This is a genomic window from Gillisia sp. Hel1_33_143, from assembly GCF_900104765.1.
Lineage (GTDB): Bacteria > Bacteroidota > Bacteroidia > Flavobacteriales > Flavobacteriaceae > Gillisia.
In genome coordinates this window covers 1,676,197-1,693,435 of sequence record NZ_LT629737.1, presented here as the reverse complement: position 1 = coordinate 1,693,435, position 17,239 = coordinate 1,676,197, and the positions used below count along the sequence as shown (strand labels likewise).

Sequence of the window (17,239 nt, the reverse complement as noted above, 5' to 3'; positions counted from 1 at the left end):
CCTTATTTTAGACAGCCCTTTTCAATTATTGCTATATGAGCTTAGTACGCCTTAACATAAAAGGAATATCTTATAGTCAAACCCAAAATGGAGCTTACGCACTAATACTTAGTGAAGTTGATGGGGAAAGAAAACTACCAATTGTTATTGGAGCTTTCGAGGCACAATCTATTGCCATTGCTCTAGAGAAAGAGATAAAACCACCTAGACCCCTTACCCACGATCTTTTCAAAAACTTCTGTGAACGATTCAACATCATCGTGAAACAGGTAATTATTCACAAACTCGTAGATGGAGTATTTTATTCTAGTCTTATTTGTGAACGCGATAAGATAGAAGAGATCATAGATGCCAGAACTAGCGATGCTATTGCACTTGCCTTAAGGTTTGATGCTCCAATTTTTACTTATAAGAATATTTTAGATAAAGCCGGGATCTTCCTTAAAGGAGAAACTGGCACCATGACACCTCCTACCGGAAGAGAAAGCATGACTATGGATGTAGATGATATACATGCAGAGGAAATGGAAACTCCGGGACCCAATTATAAAAACATGTCATTAGACGAACTCGAAACGTTACTCTCTCAAGCAGTTAAGAATGAAGACTACGAAAAAGCTGCGCGTTTAAGAGATGAAATTTCAAAACGCAAATAAGCATTTGTTTATGAAGAATTACTGGTATTGCCTGTTCTTTATTTTATTCGGAATAGTTACGGCCCATTCCCAAAGCATTTCTAAAAATTGGAGCTATCAGTCCGTACAAGACACCAGCATCATCCAAAATAATTTTTCAGACAGAGACAAATTGATTTTAGACGAAGGTCAGTTTGAGATCAGAACCAATCAAGAGGATTCTGTAAAAGCCAAAGGAGATTATCTCTATCAGAACAATTTATTGGTTTTCTTTTACAGCGCGCCAAAAGATACCATTAGAAACTTTCGAATTTCTGAACTTACAGATTCTTCACTTGTAATCCTAGATAATAATAGTACATACACTTTCAAAGAATCTCCTCAAACAATTTCTGAGGTTCTTCCGGTAGCTACAGAAAAAACCATGATCCCAAGTTCTGGTATTTCTTTTTCCAGTATATGGCGCGGAGTTCTGGGAATGTTCGTATTACTATTAATAGCATATTTATTTAGTAGCGCCAGAAAAGCTATAAGCTGGAAAACTGTGGGAATAGGACTTGGTGCTCAATTATTATTGGCAATTGGTGTATTAAAGATAGGTTTTGTTCAAAGGATCTTTGAATTTGTTGGAAACATCTTTGTACTCATTTTAGACTTTACCCGAGCAGGAAGTGAATTCTTATTAGGAGGAATGATGGATGTGGACAGTTTTGGGTTCATATTTCTATTCCAAGTATTACCCACAATTATCTTCTTCTCGGCACTTACATCAGTATTATTCTATTTAGGAGTAATTCAATTGGTAGTTAAAGGTTTAGCTAAGGTTCTAACCAAACTAATGGGAATATCTGGAGCAGAAAGTTTAAGTGTAGCCGGGAATATCTTTTTAGGACAAACAGAAGCACCATTAATGATCAAAGCCTATTTGGAAAGAATGAATCGTTCTGAAATATTACTGGTAATGATTGGTGGTATGGCAACCGTAGCAGGTGGTGTATTAGCTGCCTATATAGGTTTTCTGGGAGGAGACGATCCAGAATTAAGACTTCAATTTGCAAAACATTTATTAGCAGCCTCTGTAATGGCAGCTCCGGGTGCTATTGTAATCTCTAAAATACTATATCCGCAACAGGAACCGGTAAATACCAATGTTGAGATCTCTTCAGAAAAGATTGGATCTAATATACTAGATGCAATAGCAAATGGAACCACAGAAGGTTTAAAATTGGCTGCAAATGTTGCCGCTATGCTTCTTGTATTTATCGCGTTTATAGCCATGATAAACTATATTCTGGGATACTTTGGTTCTCTCACTCATTTAAACTCACTTTTGGCAACTTACACACCTTATACTAAATTCTCTTTAGAATCTATATTAGGAACTGTATTTGCGCCTTTAATGTGGTTAATTGGTGTGGCTAAAGAAGATATGATGCTAATGGGGCAATTATTAGGTATAAAGCTAGCTGCTAGTGAATTTGTTGGATATATTCAGCTTGCAGATCTTAAGAATCCTGCAAATGCATTAAGCCTTAACTATGAGAAATCTGTGATTATGGCTACCTATATGCTCTGTGGATTTGCCAACTTTGCTTCTATAGGAATTCAAATTGGAGGTATTGGCTCTTTAGCTCCCGGCAAAAGGAAAACCCTTTCAGAATTTGGACTTAAAGCACTAATTGGTGGTACCATAGCGTCTTTACTTTCTGCCACGTTAGCTGGGATGATTATAGGTTAAATAGCAGTTCCTATATTAAAATTATGTAGTTAATAACTATTAATAATTGGTAGAACCTCAAAGTTTTATCCTACTCTTCTATTCCATATTTTAGCTATTCTTACAATACCATTTCTATTATAAAAGGACTATTTTAAAGTTATGAAACAATATCACGACCTTATAAAACATATTCTGGATAACGGGGTACAAAAAGGAGATCGCACAGGTACAGGTACCAAAAGCGTTTTTGGATACCAAATGAGATTTGACCTTAGCGAAGGATTTCCAATGGTAACTACCAAAAAGCTTCATTTAAAGTCTATAGTATATGAGCTGTTGTGGTTCTTAAACGGAGACACCAACGTAAAATATCTTCAAGATAACGGGGTAAGGATCTGGAATGAATGGGCTGATGAAAATGGCGATCTTGGACCTGTATATGGTTACCAGTGGAGAAATTGGAATGGAGAAGATATAGACCAGATTAAAGAGATAGTTGAGACTTTAAAGAAAAACCCAAATAGTAGAAGAATGTTGGTTTCTGCTTGGAATCCATCCGTAATGCCCGATACTTCAAAAACTTTTTCTGAAAATGTAGCCAATGGAAAGGCTGCTTTACCACCATGTCATGCTTTTTTCCAATTCTATGTTGCAGATGGAAAGTTGTCTTGTCAACTTTATCAGCGCAGTGCAGATGTATTTCTTGGCGTACCTTTTAATATAGCCTCCTACGCTCTATTTACCATGATGATGGCTCAGGTATGTGGTTATGAACCCGGAGATTTCATACATACCTTTGGAGATGCGCATATCTATAACAATCATTTTGAACAAGTAGAATTGCAGTTATCTAGAGATCTTCGTAAATTACCTCAAATTAAAATAAATCCTGAGGTTAAAGATATCTTCAGTTTTAAATTTGAAGATTTCAGTCTTGAAAATTATGATCCGCACCCGCATATAAAAGGAAAAGTAGCGGTATAATAATTGTACTAGACCTACCTCAACGCCTTACAACCCAAATTTAGGGCACTAAAATCTACGTAAATCATGGAAAAAGTAATTTCATTTGTTGTTTTGTTTTTTGTAGCAAGCATTTCTTTTGCACAAGAAGGAGTAAAAGTTTCTGGTAATTCTGTTTCAACTACAGAAATTGCGCCCGTATGGCCTGGTTGCGAAAATAGCAAAGACACAAAAGCTTGTTTTAATAAGATGTTAGGACAACACGTACGCGAAAATTATAAATATCCTAAGAATAGCAAAGGAGAATTCCTTAGAGGGAAGGCAATAATTTCTATGGTCATCAATAAAGAAGGAATGGTTGAAGTTACATCTATTGAGGGAAAGGACGCTAAAATAAATGCTGCTGCTAAAGAAATGATCATGAAGATGCCTAAAATGAAGCCAGGTAGTTTAGCCGGAAAACCTACTCCTATCGAATATACCATCCCCCTTAACTTTTAGGTATTTAAAATCGGTTAATATTGAATTAAGGGCGAGTTATTTTTTAACTCCTCCTTAACTCATGTATATTTCTGTCATTTCTAAATTATTGTAACTTTGAGTAGTAGCCTCTATTACTACTTATATGATCTCAAAAAACAAATTACTTAACTTATTTACAAATACAAGAAAAGATACAGAGCAAATATGTTCTTTTCTAGAAACAGAAGATTACGTGGTGCAACCCGTAGTAGATGTTTCTCCACCTAAATGGCATCTAGGCCATACCACCTGGTTCTTCGAAGAATTTGTTCTTAAGGAATTTTATAAGGATTATGTGCTTTTTGACGATCACACTGCTTTTGTATTCAACAGTTATTATGAAAGCGTTGGTGAGAAAGTGGTAAGAACAGATAGAGGTAATCTTTCTCGACCCACAGTTGCTTGGATCTATTCTTACAGAAAGCATGTGACTGATGCAATGATGAAGCTTTTTGAAAATACTTCCAATTTTTCTAAAAAAATGCTAGAAGTGATAGAGATTGGTTGTCATCATGAAAAACAACACCAGGAGTTACTCCTTACGGATATTAAATACATATTAGGAAATAACCCCTTACTCCCTCATTACAATCTAACATTTAAAGAAAATCCCATTCAGAAATATGAGACTGAGTGGATAACAGTACCTGCCGGTATCTATGAAATAGGGCATGATACTGATTCTTTTTGTTATGATAATGAACTTGGGAGACATAAAGTGTACCTTCAGGATTACGAAATAGCAAATAAGTTAGTTACCAATAAAGAGTATCTTGAATTTATTGAAGCCGGAGGTTACAAGGATGTATTATTATGGCATGCTGAAGGATGGGAATGGGTGAATATCAACAACATTAAATCTCCTGCATACTGGCACCACATAGATGGTAAATGGCAACAATACACCCTTCAAGGTTTAAAAGATTTAAAATTGGAAGCTCCCGTTACTCACATCTCCTATTTTGAAGCATTTGCATACTCTCAATGGAAAGAAATGAGATTGCCCACAGAATTTGAATGGGAAATTGCTCAAAAGAATTTTGATTGGGGAAGCAGATGGGAATGGACAGAAAGTGCATATAGCCCCTACCCTAATTATACGAAAGCTCCTGGGGCACTTGGAGAGTACAATGGGAAGTTCATGGTAAATCAAAAAGTACTTCGAGGGGGTTCTGTTGCAACCTCTAAAGATCATACCAGAGCCACTTATAGAAACTTTTTCCAAACCCAATTAAGATGGCAATTCACAGGATTAAGGTTGGCTAGATAATTTTACAATTAAAGATGAAAGAAAATATAAAGACCACTTTTTCTTCAGCATTTGAAGAAGATGTACATATAGGGCTAAGTACCTATCCTAAATATTTATTGTCAAAGTATATTTATGATAAAAAGGGCGATAAGTTGTTTCAAGATATCATGAACTTACCGGAATATTATTTAACCAATTGTGAATTCAATATTCTAAAAGATCATACTTCAGAAATTACAGAAATATTTAAGAGCGATAAAGGTTTTGATCTAATTGAGCTGGGGGCAGGTGATGGTAAAAAGACGAAACTTCTGCTTAAAGAATTAGTAGCTCAAAAAATACACTTTAATTATCTACCAATAGATATAAGCGAGAATGTACTTCTAGAACTGGAAGATTCTCTTAAAAAGGAGATCCCAGAAGTTCAGGTAAAGATTCAGCAAGGAACCTATTTCAAAACATTAGAAAAACTGTCAGATTATAATACCCGAAAAAAGGTAATTCTTGTATTGGGTTCAAATATTGGTAACCTTCTACATACAGATGCTATAGATTTTCTAAAACATATTCAAATTGCAATGAGTGATGAGGATATGCTTTTTATGGGATTTGATCAAAAGAAAGACCCGGAAATCATACTGGAAGCCTACAACGATAAAACGGGGGTTACCGCTGCCTTCAACAAAAATTTGCTCGCAAGAATAAATTCTGAGCTTGGAGGTAATTTTAACTTAGAAACTTTTTCTCACTGGGAAACTTATGATCCGGAGTCTGGCACTGCAAAAAGCTTTTTGGTAAGTAGAGAAGAGCAAAATGTAAGTATAGAAAGTCTGGGAATAGATATTCATTTTGATGCGTGGGAGACAATTCATACAGAGATATCACAAAAATATGATGATGCTGTTGTAGAGTGGCTCGCGGAAGAAGCAGGTTTAAAAGTAACCCACTCCTTTGTTGACGAAAAAAAATATTATAAGAACTACATTTTTAAAAAACAATAATATGAAGGCTATTTGGAACAATACCGTAATTGCTGAAAGTAATGACACTAAGATCGTAGAGAACAATCACTATTTCCCGAAAGAATCTATAAAGTCTGAATTCTTTAATAACAGTGACACTACCTCACGCTGCCCATGGAAAGGAGTTGCCTCTTATTATAATGTAACTGTAGGAGATAAAATAAATAAGGATGCCGCCTGGTACTACCCCAATACAAGTCATGCTGCAAAACCTATAGAAAATTATGTTGCATTCTGGAAAGAGATAAAGGTTACTGAGTAAGTAATTTAATTACTTATTAAGGAACTTTTTAAGCAACTGCACTAAATTTTCTATCTCTTCTGAAGTATTGAAATAATGGAAACTCAATCTAATTCCTTTTCCCCTTTGAGCACAAATTACATTATTACTTCTAAGATAATTAAATAGCTTGTCATCGCCTTTTATATTAAAGATCGAAGAGTGAGTATCTCTATTAACAACATCTTCTTGTAAAAGGCCTAATGATGCGAATTCTTTTTTAGCCTGCTTGCTAAGTTCTAATATATTACTTTGAACTTTTTCCATTCCAACCTCAGTTAATAACTCTAGAGCAACTTTTAAACTTCCAAAATTTAGAGTGTCTTGATGGCCTGGTTCAAATTTTCCTATAAGATTTCCTTCTGCTTCTTTATATTTTCCTTTAACCGAGTTAAAGCCTAAGGATCTAGGCGCTATTTTCCCTTGTACATTTTCGTTAAAAAGAACAAAGCCATTTCCATAACCTGCGTTTAACCATTTATAAGAACTACATAGTAGAACATCTATTCCAGAATCATCAAAATTGAAATCTTCAGTACCACAAAACTGAGTGCCGTCTGCAACAAAGATGATGTCTGGATACTTCTCCTTTAGTGTTTTTAAAAATGAGATAGAAAGTTTTATACCGCTTATGTACTGAATGATACTAAAGGCGAAGACATCTGGCTTATGACCTTCTATAGCAGCTTCAATATTAGCTTCTAAATTTTCATTTAAATCTGCATAACATATATTAAAATCTCTAGAAGTTACAGCCCAATTTATAGATGGATAGTCTCCTTCTAGCAAAAGAACTTTTTTAGACTTGTCTATACTTTCCATCAGAGTATTAAATCCGAAAGAAAAATTAGGTACCAAAGCTACTCTATGAGGTTCACATTTAAAGAACTTGCCCACACTCTCTCGAACTTGAGAGATTAACTTGCCTTGTTTATCTTTAAGGATACTCCCGGAAATCAAAAAATCAAGATCATGATCTTGTCTAAACTCCAATACCTTTTCAGACAATAGTCCGGATGCAGCAGTATTAAAATAAATATATTGAGCTAGAACCGGGAAGGGTTTTCTTAAATTCTTCATAAGCGCTTTAACATTGGTTTAAAAACCTTTAAATTTGAATGAATACTAATGTAATTCTAAATATGTTCTCTAAAAAGAAAAACCCAGGTAAACTAGATTCCGAGCAACGTGAGTTGTATGAGAATGCTAGATTAAGAGCAATACAAAAGAAAAGACTTTTTCAACATTTTGTAATATTTTTGGTGGGAGCCGTACTCTTAATAGTAGTGAATGTTGTTATTGGATATAGAGAAGATTTTATGCCGTTGGGCTATAATTGGTTTGTTTGGGCAATTTTACTATGGACATTCTTTTTCTTAATTCACGTTATTAATGTATTTGTTACAAGCGCATTTATGGGGAAAGAATGGGAACAAAAGCAACTAGACAAATTGGTGAAAAAGCAAAAGGATAAAATTGCAGAGTTACAACAACAAGTAGATAGAGAGTACCCACTTCCCCCTAAAGATACTTCTCGTATTAAACCGATTACACCAGATAACACTAATTCAAATCCATATAATCAGAAATAATTATGCTTACAATAATTGCAGCTGCTGGAGAGAATAATGCATTAGGAAAAGAGAATGATCTTGTATGGCATTTACCAGATGATTTTAAAAGGTTTAAAGAACTTACGTCCGGACATCATATAATTATGGGCCGAAAAACATTTGAATCTTTCCCGAAGCCTTTACCTAAAAGAACACACCTAGTAATTACAAGAAAAGATAATTATAAGAAAGAAGGTATTATTGTAGTTCACTCCATAGAGCGAGCAATAGAATTCTCTAATGAAGATCCACAGACTTTTATAATTGGCGGTGGAGAGATTTATAAAATGGGCTTAGAACTAGCAGATAGAATAGAACTTACGAGAGTTCATGGAACTTTTGAAGCCGATACCTTTTTTCCTGAGATTGATGAAAGCAAGTGGGATTTAGTGTCTAAAGTATTTCACGATAAGGATGAAAAGCATGATTATGCATTTACTTATCTAACCTATGACAGGAAATAATGATTTTAAAAAGCTAATTGAAAGAGCTTCAAGTGAGATCAATTTTGATCTGAAATATTCTTCTGCTTTAACCGGTGGCGATATTAATGAAGTTTTTCTTCTAACCTCCGCTACCAATGAAAAGTTGGTAATTAAGATTAACAATGCCAACAAATTTCCGGGGATGTTCGCGGCAGAAATGACTGGATTAAATGCACTAGCTGCTCCAAATTGCATAGATATTCCTAAAGCCCTTTTTACTGGTGAATATAAGCATCACGCCTATTTATTATTAGAATATAAGAGAGCTACTACCCCTAACGAGGATTTTTGGGAGGTATTTGGAAATCAATTAGCAAAGTTACATCAAACTACTTCAGAGAATTTTGGTTTTAAAGAAGATAATTACATCGCAAATCTCCGTCAATATAATAGCTGGAATTCATCAGCTTCAGAATTTTACATCTCGCAAAGATTGGAGCCGCAGCTTCAACTGGCAAAAGATAATGGCTATCTGAATGATTCCTATAAGAACTTTTTCAAGAATATTTCAAATTTAATCCCTAATGAAGCTCCGGCATTAACACATGGAGATCTATGGAATGGTAATTTTATTATTAATGAACAAGGCAAACCTTGTTTAATAGATCCTGCTGTGAGTTTTGCACCCAGAGAACTAGATCTGGCATTAATGCATATGTTTGGTGGATTTAATGAGAAATTATTCCAAAGTTACCACCTACAATTCCCTATTATAGATGGATTTAAGGAGCGCCTTGAGATCTGGCAACTATATTATCTTTTAGTACATCTCAATATATTTGGACTTGGCTACAAATCTCGTGTTGAACAAATTCTAATGAAATTTAACTGATTTCACATTTCTTAACATGCCGCAGTTATCTTTTGGCATTTTGTTAGCGCTTTGTCATAAAGCTTTAAGGTAATTTAGTTGAAAATCAAAAAAAGTTATGAGCACAAAAAATCTTACAAGTCAAGATGCGCTTGACAAAATGATGAAATTGGTTGATGATATAGATTTCTGTATGATGCTTACAGACCTTAAGACAACCCCTATTAGCGCTATACCAATGTCTACAAAAAAGGTAGATGAAAATGGTGATATTTGGTTCTTGAGCGGAATGAATAGTGACCACAATACTAATATTGTTAGAGATTCTAAGGTACAGCTATTATATAGTAAGCCATCAGATATGGAATTTATTAGCATTTTTGGACATGCGAGCATCGTTACAGATAAATCCATCTTAAAAGATCTTTATGGAAAAACAGATGATGCGTGGTTTGACGGTGTAGATGATCCAAATCTTACAGCTATTAAATTTGATCCGAATGAAGCATATTATTGGGATACAAAGCAAAATAAATATATAAGCTTATTTAAAATGGGAGTTGCAGCGCTTACCGGAGATAAAGCAGATGTTGGAGAAAAAGGAAAGCTGAACGTTTAATTTATTGTTTTAACATTTAAAAAGACCTCATAAGGAATAATTCTTGTGAGGTCTTTTTTATTATTTCTATTTTAGCTGAATTAAAATTAAATAAAATGAACGCTTACATATTTCCCGGTCAAGGGGCACAATTCTCAGGAATGGGATTAGACCTTTACGAAAAATCTCATGATGCGCAAGCTTTATTTGAAAAAGCCAATGATATTTTAGGCTTTTCAATTACAGACGTCATGTTTGAAGGTTCTGCTGAAGATCTAAAACAAACCAAAGTAACTCAACCTGCAATTTTCTTACACTCTGTGATTCTTAGCACCATCATGGGAGATAGCTTTAAGCCAGATATGGTTGCAGGACACTCCTTAGGTGAAATTTCTGCACTGGTAGCAAATAAGACTCTAGAGTTTGAAGCTGCACTAAGGCTAGTTTCAAAAAGGGCTATGGCAATGCAACATGCCTGCGAGTTGGAACCATCTACAATGGCTGCGGTTTTGGGTCTGGAAGATGAATTAGTGGAAGCAGTTTGCGCACAAGTTGAGGGCACTGTAGTTGCCGCGAATTATAACTGCCCGGGTCAACTTGTAATTTCTGGAGCCACAAGTGCAGTAGAAAAAGCATGTGAGCTTTTAAAGGAGCGTGGCGCTAAGAGGGCATTATTATTACCTGTAGGTGGAGCATTTCATTCCCCATTAATGGAACCAGCTAGAAAAGAATTGGCCGAAGCTATAGAGTCTACTTTATTTAGTGAACCTATCTGCCCAATTTATCAGAATGTGAGTACTACCGCGGTAACAGATCCTGCAGAGATCAAAAAAAACTTGGTATTTCAATTAACAGCTCCGGTTAAATGGACCCAATCTGTTCAGAACATGATCGCAGATGGTGCTACAAATTTCACAGAAGTTGGACCAGGAAAAGTATTACAAGGATTAGTAAAAAAAATAAACAGAAGTTCTGAAGTCTCTTCAGCTAGTATTTAAAACCCCCACCTTTTAGGCCCTACTCTAGAAGATAATTTAATTAAGAATGAAAAACTTATTTGTAATTATTATCTCGTGCCTAATTGCACTCAATAGCAACGCTCAAAACAGATCCTCTGAACTAGAAAGTTTTGAAAATAACTACACCAGTTATTTCAAACTCAACAGAGAATCTGTTTTTTTACATTTAAACAAGACCTCTTTCCTAAAACAAGAGAATTTATGGCTTTCTGCCTATGTGTACAATGCCACATTAAATTCTCCTAATGCGGAAACTATGAATCTCAACTTAGAGATCTTTAAGGATTCTGGAGAATTTGTAGCATCAAAAACAGTTCTAATTGCTCAAGGCAAAGGCTCTATTTTTATAGATCTTTCTAATAAAAACTATACCGCAGGAAGGTATTTTATCAAGGCTTCCACAAAGTATATGGAAAATTTCAAAGAAGATCTGTCTTACGTACAGGCTTTCGAAATTTTAGGCGATTCCGCAGATTCAAATACTTCCAAGGATATGAATTTTGATCTGCAGGTACTTCCGGAAGGTGGCCATATTCTTGCTGATGTTCGAAATAATATCGGTATAAAGTTAATTGACTCTAATGGGAGTTCTACATTCTTTTATGATGGCAAGCTATTAAATGGATCTGGGGAAGTTCTACTTACTTTTAAATCTAATCAATTCGGACTTTCTAAATTTAATTTCTTACCTACTACCAAGGAGAGCTATAGTATAGAGGTTACAACAGAAAATGGTAAGAAAATAAAAAAGCCATTACCAAATATAGATGTTACCGGATTTAATATTGCTGGTAATAATTTAAATGATCAAATAATTTTTAAAGTTAATTCCAATGCTAGTTCTGAAGAATTAGTTAAAGACAAAACTTTCTTCGCGGCTATTCATCAAAATGGGAACATTAAAGATTTTGCCTTTCAATTTCCAAAAGACAAATTAGAAGTAACAATGAATGTGAGTAAAGATTCTCTTTACCCGGGAATTAATACGGTTACTATTTTTGATGAAGATTTCAATCCAATTTTGGAGCGCTTATTCTTTAATAGAAATAATATAGGTAGAAAACGAGTTAAAGCAACTGTATCTAGCTCCATTACAGATTCTATTAGAATAGATCTTAAAGCGGTAACCGCTATAAATAACAACTCTTTAAGTGTATCTGTACTTCCTGCAGCTACAAAAGCTTATAAACCCAGGCACAATATTCTCTCTGCATTCTATTTAAAGCCTTACCTATCTGGTAACTTGGAAAATGGAGCTTATTATTTCTCTGATACCAATGAGAGAAAAGTAGATTATGATCTGGATATTCTAATGCTTACTCAAGGCTGGAGCAAATATAGCTGGAAAGATATTGCAAACTCTAGCACTCCTAAATTAGTAGCGCACGAAAAAGGGTTTAACATAGATGGTAAAGTTTCTGATAGAAATGAAAAGAAAGAAAATACAGTTTTTATAAAATCTGAAGAAACTGGATTATTCGAAATGGTAGAAATAAAAGAGGATAATACGTTCCAACTTCAAAATGTATATGTTCAAGATAGTTCCTCACTATCTTATGGATTGATGAATGATAGAAATAGTAAGATCTCTAAACCTGCTATTTACGCAACAATATCTCCTAATAAAACACGATCTGAGCTTAAGGATGCCTATAGTAGTCGCCATGTAAAAGTTACTGACAATTCTAACGTAAATTTTAATGATTTTGTAGGAGACACAGAAAGTCTTGATACCATACAGTTAATTGGAGAAAATAAAAAGACCGATAAATATCGTAATGATCTAAAAGTGATAAAGCCAGAGGTAACGATTACTGAAGAGTTAGCCCGTAGATATTTATTTATTACAGATTATATTGGAGCTAACGGATTTAGAGTTTTACAAGGTGGTTATGGGAATTTAGTTATTGAAAATAGAACCCCCTCATCACTAGATGAAAACAGACCACCTATTCCACAAATTTTCTTTAACGGAATGCGATTGGGTGCAGATACTTCTCCGCTAGTTTATCTTAAAACTTCTGAAGTAGAATCTATTATTATTAGCAAAAATGGACTTGGTTATGGAATGAATGGTAATAATGGTGTTATTGAGATCACAACCCGTAAAGGAAGAGGTATTGGAATCTCTTCAAAAGAAACAATTAAAGAGATCATAAATGGAAATGGATTTACTACAGATAAAGAATTCTATGCTCCAAAATATACATCTTATACAAGTGACGCCTTTAAGCATTATGGGGTTATAGACTGGATTTCTAATATTAGCCTTGAAAAAAATGGTGCGGCTAGTTTTAAAGTTCTAAATACGTTACAACCAGAACTATCACTCTTTATTGAAGGAATTACTACAGATGGAAATTTAATTTCTGAAGAAATAATAATTAAAACGAATTAGAATTTTTAATAGAAAATAAAAAAAGCCCTCATCAAATGATGAGGGCTTTTCTTTTAATGTGTATTTATAATCTAAAGGTTTTTATAGGTCTTGCCGTCTTTCATTACAAACCGTACATTTTCCAAAGTCTTTATATTTTGAGTAGGATCTTCCTGTACGGCTATAATATCAGCATGAAAGCCAGGCGCTAATTGCCCTGAGCTATTTTCAACATTTAAGATCTTTGCAGGGGTAATCGTAGCACTTTGTATTGCTTCCATTGCCGGCATTCCTGCCTCTACCATATAACTAAATTCTTTTGCATTCTCTCCATGCGGATATACTCCTGCATCTGTTCCAAAGGCGATCATCACTCCTTTTTTATAGGCCTTAGAAAATGTATTCTGAATCTTTGGCCCTATTTCTAAGGCTTTAGGGACTACAATAGCAGGATAGTAATTTTTGATCTTTGCATTCTCTGTTACTTCTTTTCCTGCTGTAATTGTTGGTACTAAATAAGCTTTATATTGTTTCATCACTTCCATGGTTTCTTCACTCATTAAAGTACCATGTTCAATAGTAAGAACACCACCTTTTACAGCTCTTTGCATCCCATCATCTCCATGTGCATGAGCGGCAACATGAAAACCATAATCTTTAGCAGTCTCTGTAATTGCCTTTATCTCTTCTAAAGTAAACTGAGGATTAGAACTACTTTTCGCCACACTAAGAACCCCTCCAGTTGCAGTTATTTTAATAAGGTCTGCGCCATTTTTATAACGTTGCCTTACCGCTTTTCTAGCATCATCTACATTATTCACCACACCTTCTTTAGGTCCCGGATCTCCCATAAGATCTCTGCTTCTACCATTGGTAGGGTCTGCATGACCTCCAGTAGAGGCTAATGATTTACCGGCAGTAAAAATTCTTGGACCAGAGATCTCCTTTTTATTAATAGCATTTCTTAAAGCTATATTTACACCGCTTCCTCCTAGATCTCTTACCGTAGTAAACCCCGCTAAAAGCGTACTTTTAGCAAAACCTACAGATCTAAATGCCACATCTGGTTCATTACTTGTAAATTCTTCCAGATATTCAGTTGGATTGGATTGCCCTTCCAGATGTACGTGCATATCTGTAAGTCCGGGAAGAACTGTCATAGTTCTAAGATCTATTAAACTATCAGCCTCTGTAGCTGGTGCTACAAATCCATTTTCAATACTTTTTATAGTATTTCCAGAAACGATTATGGTCTTTTCATTGAGAACTTTTCCATTTTTAGTATCTATAAGTTTACCACTTTGAATATAGATATCCTGAGCATTAATTACTCCGGAGCATGCTATTCCAATGCAAAACAATAATAGTTTCTTCATATTTAAAAATTTAAGAGTTTACAAAATCTATTACCGTTTTACAGATCAGCTCTATTTGGTCTTCCTCTAACTCTGTATGCATAGGTAAAGAAATAACTTCCTTCACTAACTGATTGGTAACAGGGAAATCTGCTTCATTATATCTTGCATCTACATATGCTTTTTGACTATGCAAAGGAATTGGATAATAAACACCACACGGAATTCCCTTTTCATTTAAATGTTTCACCAATGCATCTCGCTTTCCATTAGTGATCTTTAATGTGTATTGATGGAATACATGAGTATCACAATCTCCAGATCTAAATGGAACCTGAATATGTTCTTGTCCTTTAAAATAATCATTATACATAAACGCCGCCTTTTTTCTAGCTTCGTTATACATATCCAAGTTTGGTAGCTTTGCTCTTAAAACAGCTGCCTGAAAACTATCCAATCTAGAATTTACTCCAACCACATCATGATGATATCTCTCGTACATACCATGATTTACGATACCACGAATCATATGCGCTAGATCATCATCATTAGTAAAGATAGCTCCACCATCTCCATACGCTCCAAGATTTTTAGAAGGGAAAAATGATGTAGACCCGACATGCCCTATAGTCCCGGTTTTGTAGGTTTTTGCCTCTTTAGAATGAAAATCTGCTCCAATTGCCTGTGCATTATCTTCAATAACATAAAGATCATGCTCTTTAGCAATTTCCATAATAGTATTCATATTTGCAGTTTGCCCAAACAAATGTACCGGAACTATAGCTTTTGTTTTTGGTGTAATTGCTCTTCTAATAGCTTCCGGATCTATATTAAACGTATCTGGTTCTACATCAACCAAAACAGGAGTAAGTTGTAGGAGTGCAATAACTTCTACAGTAGCAGCAAATGTAAAATCTGCCGTTATAACCTCATCTCCGGGCTTAAGATCTAATCCCATCATTGCAATTTGTAATGCATCAGTTCCATTAGCACATGGAATTACATGTTTTACTCCTAAATATTCCTCTAATTCCTTCTGAAATGCCTGAACTTCCGGTCCATTTATATATGCCGAAGTTTCCATTATTTCCTGAAGAGAATTATTAACCTGATCTTTAATTAGACTATACTGACCCTGAAGGTCAACCATTTGTATCTTTTTCATGTATCTTTAATTCTAAGACAACGAAAATACAAAATATAGCCCCTTTCACCAATGCTATTTTTAGGAAAGCGGTATTTTAGCCGTTAAAATAAAATCGATTGAAACTAGCTTATAACATATTAATTAAGATCATTAAAAGCTTGCTTCCCATTACCTCCATTTTTAGTGAAAAGATGAAACTTTTTGTAAATGGAAGAAAGGCAACCTTTTCTATTTTGAAAGACAAAATTAAGAGCGATGATGCTGTAATATGGTTTCACGCCGCATCTTTAGGAGAATTTGAACAAGGATTACCAATAATAGAAATTGTTAAAGACTTATACCCATCACATAAAATTGTGGTTAGCTTTTTCTCTCCTTCCGGATATGAAATAAAGAAAAACTCTAATGTTGCAGATGCTATAGTATACTTACCATTAGATACTGCAGCAAATGCCAACCAATTCTTAGATCTGGTTCATCCAGATCTTGTATTCTTTATTAAATATGAATTCTGGCCTAATTATCTCTCAGAACTTAAGGATCGAGGTATAAGAACTTTGCTTGTCTCTGGTGGATTTAGAGAAGATATGGTTTTCTTTAAAGCATATGGCAAATGGATGATAAAATATCTCGAAACCTTCGAGCATTTCTTTGTTCAGAATTTAAGGTCAAAAGAGCTTTTAAGTACGATAGGTTTTAATAATATAAGTGTTAGTGGAGATACAAGATTTGATAGAGTTGCCAAACAGTTATCTCACAATAACAAATTAGATTTCATTGAAACCTTCAAAGCAGATAAAGCATGTGTAGTGGCAGGAAGTACATGGCCTGAAGATGAACTTATGTTACATGAACTCATAAACAATTCTTCTGCCAACGTAAAGTTTATCATAGCACCACATCAGATCAAGGCAAATCAAATAGCTAGTTTTAGGAGTAAGCTTACTAAGAAAACCCTTTTATTTTCAGAAAAAAACAACAAGGTTATACAAGATTACGATGTATTTATAATAGATACAATTGGTCTTTTGAGTAAGATCTATCATTACGCAGATATTGCCTACGTAGGGGGCGCTGCTGGTAATACAGGGCTGCATAACATCTTAGAACCGGCTACTTTTGGTATACCTATTATTATAGGAAAGAATTTCAATAAGTTCCCGGAAGCTGTTCAGCTAAAAGAACTTCAAGGACTATATTCTGTATCAGACACAGAAGATTTCACATTAATTGTAAATAAACTCCTTTGTGATCAAGCATTTAGAGCTGAAACAGGAAGAATTTCGAAAAGCTATATACAAGAAAATATAGGAGCTACAGAAATGGTGCGTGAATATTTAAAAAATACAGCGTTAAAAACTCATGAAATGTAGGCTGAAAACTAAATTTCATTTTAATTTATATTAAAATATTCTAAAAACGAGACTGCCCATAGCTTAA

17 protein-coding genes are annotated in these 17,239 nt (G+C 34.6%); 14 read left to right on the top strand and 3 right to left on the bottom strand.

What is annotated here, in order from left to right; genetic code table 11:
* The first annotated feature begins 35 nt into the window (after positions 1–35).
* The 7 genes from BLT84_RS07755 to BLT84_RS07725 all read left to right on the top strand — a co-directional run bounded on the left by BLT84_RS07755 (position 36) and on the right by BLT84_RS07725 (position 6,376).
* Positions 36–656, top strand: coding sequence for a bifunctional nuclease family protein (locus BLT84_RS07755; RefSeq protein ID WP_034889764.1), 621 nt, complete (start codon positions 36–38; stop codon positions 654–656).
* 10 nt (positions 657–666) lie between these two features.
* A complete protein-coding gene (locus BLT84_RS07750) occupies positions 667–2,373 on the top strand; it encodes a NupC/NupG family nucleoside CNT transporter (protein ID WP_091268124.1) in 1,707 nt (568 codons plus the stop codon).
* Positions 2,374–2,514: 141 nt separating this feature from the next.
* A complete protein-coding gene (locus BLT84_RS07745) occupies positions 2,515–3,339 on the top strand; it encodes a thymidylate synthase (protein ID WP_091264075.1) in 825 nt (274 codons plus the stop codon).
* A gap of 66 nt (positions 3,340–3,405) precedes the next feature.
* Positions 3,406–3,819: an energy transducer TonB gene (locus BLT84_RS07740; RefSeq protein ID WP_034889759.1), complete on the top strand. Its 414-nt coding sequence runs from the start codon at positions 3,406–3,408 to the stop codon at positions 3,817–3,819.
* Between the two features lie 124 nt (positions 3,820–3,943).
* A complete protein-coding gene (gene egtB / locus BLT84_RS07735; RefSeq protein WP_091264072.1) occupies positions 3,944–5,110 on the top strand; it encodes an ergothioneine biosynthesis protein EgtB in 1,167 nt (388 codons plus the stop codon).
* Between the two features lie 14 nt (positions 5,111–5,124).
* On the top strand, positions 5,125–6,093 hold the full coding sequence (locus BLT84_RS07730) for an L-histidine N(alpha)-methyltransferase (protein ID WP_091264067.1): 969 nt from the start codon (positions 5,125–5,127) through the stop codon (positions 6,091–6,093).
* Position 6,094: 1 nt separating this feature from the next.
* Positions 6,095–6,376 carry a DUF427 domain-containing protein gene (locus tag BLT84_RS07725; protein WP_034894161.1) on the top strand — a complete coding sequence of 94 codons (282 nt, stop codon included), beginning with the start codon at positions 6,095–6,097 and terminating at the stop codon, positions 6,374–6,376.
* A gap of 9 nt (positions 6,377–6,385) precedes the next feature.
* On the opposite strand, the gene BLT84_RS07720 is transcribed toward BLT84_RS07725, so the two are convergent.
* Positions 6,386–7,474: an aminotransferase class V-fold PLP-dependent enzyme gene (locus BLT84_RS07720; RefSeq protein ID WP_091264065.1), complete on the bottom strand. Its 1,089-nt coding sequence runs from the start codon at positions 7,472–7,474 to the stop codon at positions 6,386–6,388.
* A gap of 38 nt (positions 7,475–7,512) precedes the next feature.
* On the opposite strand from BLT84_RS07720, the gene BLT84_RS07715 reads away from it, so the two are divergent.
* The 6 genes from BLT84_RS07715 (at position 7,513) to BLT84_RS07690 (ending at position 13,318) form a co-directional block, all read left to right on the top strand.
* On the top strand, positions 7,513–7,986 hold the full coding sequence (locus BLT84_RS07715; RefSeq protein WP_231929521.1) for a 2TM domain-containing protein: 474 nt from the start codon (positions 7,513–7,515) through the stop codon (positions 7,984–7,986).
* Positions 7,987–7,988: 2 nt separating this feature from the next.
* Positions 7,989–8,471 (top strand): dihydrofolate reductase, encoded by a 483-nt coding sequence (locus BLT84_RS07710; RefSeq protein WP_091264061.1) that lies wholly within the window; start codon positions 7,989–7,991, stop codon positions 8,469–8,471.
* Positions 8,458–9,324 (top strand): fructosamine kinase family protein, encoded by an 867-nt coding sequence (locus BLT84_RS07705; RefSeq protein WP_091264060.1) that lies wholly within the window; start codon positions 8,458–8,460, stop codon positions 9,322–9,324. Before BLT84_RS07710 ends, BLT84_RS07705 begins: the two co-directional genes overlap by 14 nt.
* Positions 9,325–9,421: 97 nt before the next feature.
* Positions 9,422–9,922, top strand: coding sequence for a pyridoxamine 5'-phosphate oxidase family protein (locus BLT84_RS07700; RefSeq protein WP_091264059.1), 501 nt, complete (start codon positions 9,422–9,424; stop codon positions 9,920–9,922).
* 95 nt (positions 9,923–10,017) lie between these two features.
* Positions 10,018–10,899, top strand: a complete 882-nt coding sequence (gene fabD / locus BLT84_RS07695) for an ACP S-malonyltransferase (protein WP_091264058.1) — start codon at positions 10,018–10,020, stop codon at positions 10,897–10,899.
* 46 nt (positions 10,900–10,945) lie between these two features.
* Positions 10,946–13,318, top strand: a complete 2,373-nt coding sequence (locus BLT84_RS07690) for a hypothetical protein (RefSeq protein ID WP_091264056.1) — start codon at positions 10,946–10,948, stop codon at positions 13,316–13,318.
* A gap of 71 nt (positions 13,319–13,389) precedes the next feature.
* On the opposite strand, the gene BLT84_RS07685 is transcribed toward BLT84_RS07690, so the two are convergent.
* Positions 13,390–14,673 (bottom strand): metal-dependent hydrolase family protein, encoded by a 1,284-nt coding sequence (locus BLT84_RS07685; protein ID WP_091264052.1) that lies wholly within the window; start codon positions 14,671–14,673, stop codon positions 13,390–13,392.
* A gap of 10 nt (positions 14,674–14,683) precedes the next feature.
* Positions 14,684–15,817: a DegT/DnrJ/EryC1/StrS family aminotransferase gene (locus BLT84_RS07680; protein ID WP_091264049.1), complete on the bottom strand. Its 1,134-nt coding sequence runs from the start codon at positions 15,815–15,817 to the stop codon at positions 14,684–14,686.
* 98 nt (positions 15,818–15,915) lie between these two features.
* Between BLT84_RS07680 and BLT84_RS07675 the strand changes: the two genes are divergently transcribed.
* Positions 15,916–17,172, top strand: coding sequence for a 3-deoxy-D-manno-octulosonic acid transferase (locus BLT84_RS07675; RefSeq protein ID WP_091264045.1), 1,257 nt, complete (start codon positions 15,916–15,918; stop codon positions 17,170–17,172).
* Positions 17,173–17,239 lie beyond the last annotated feature (67 nt).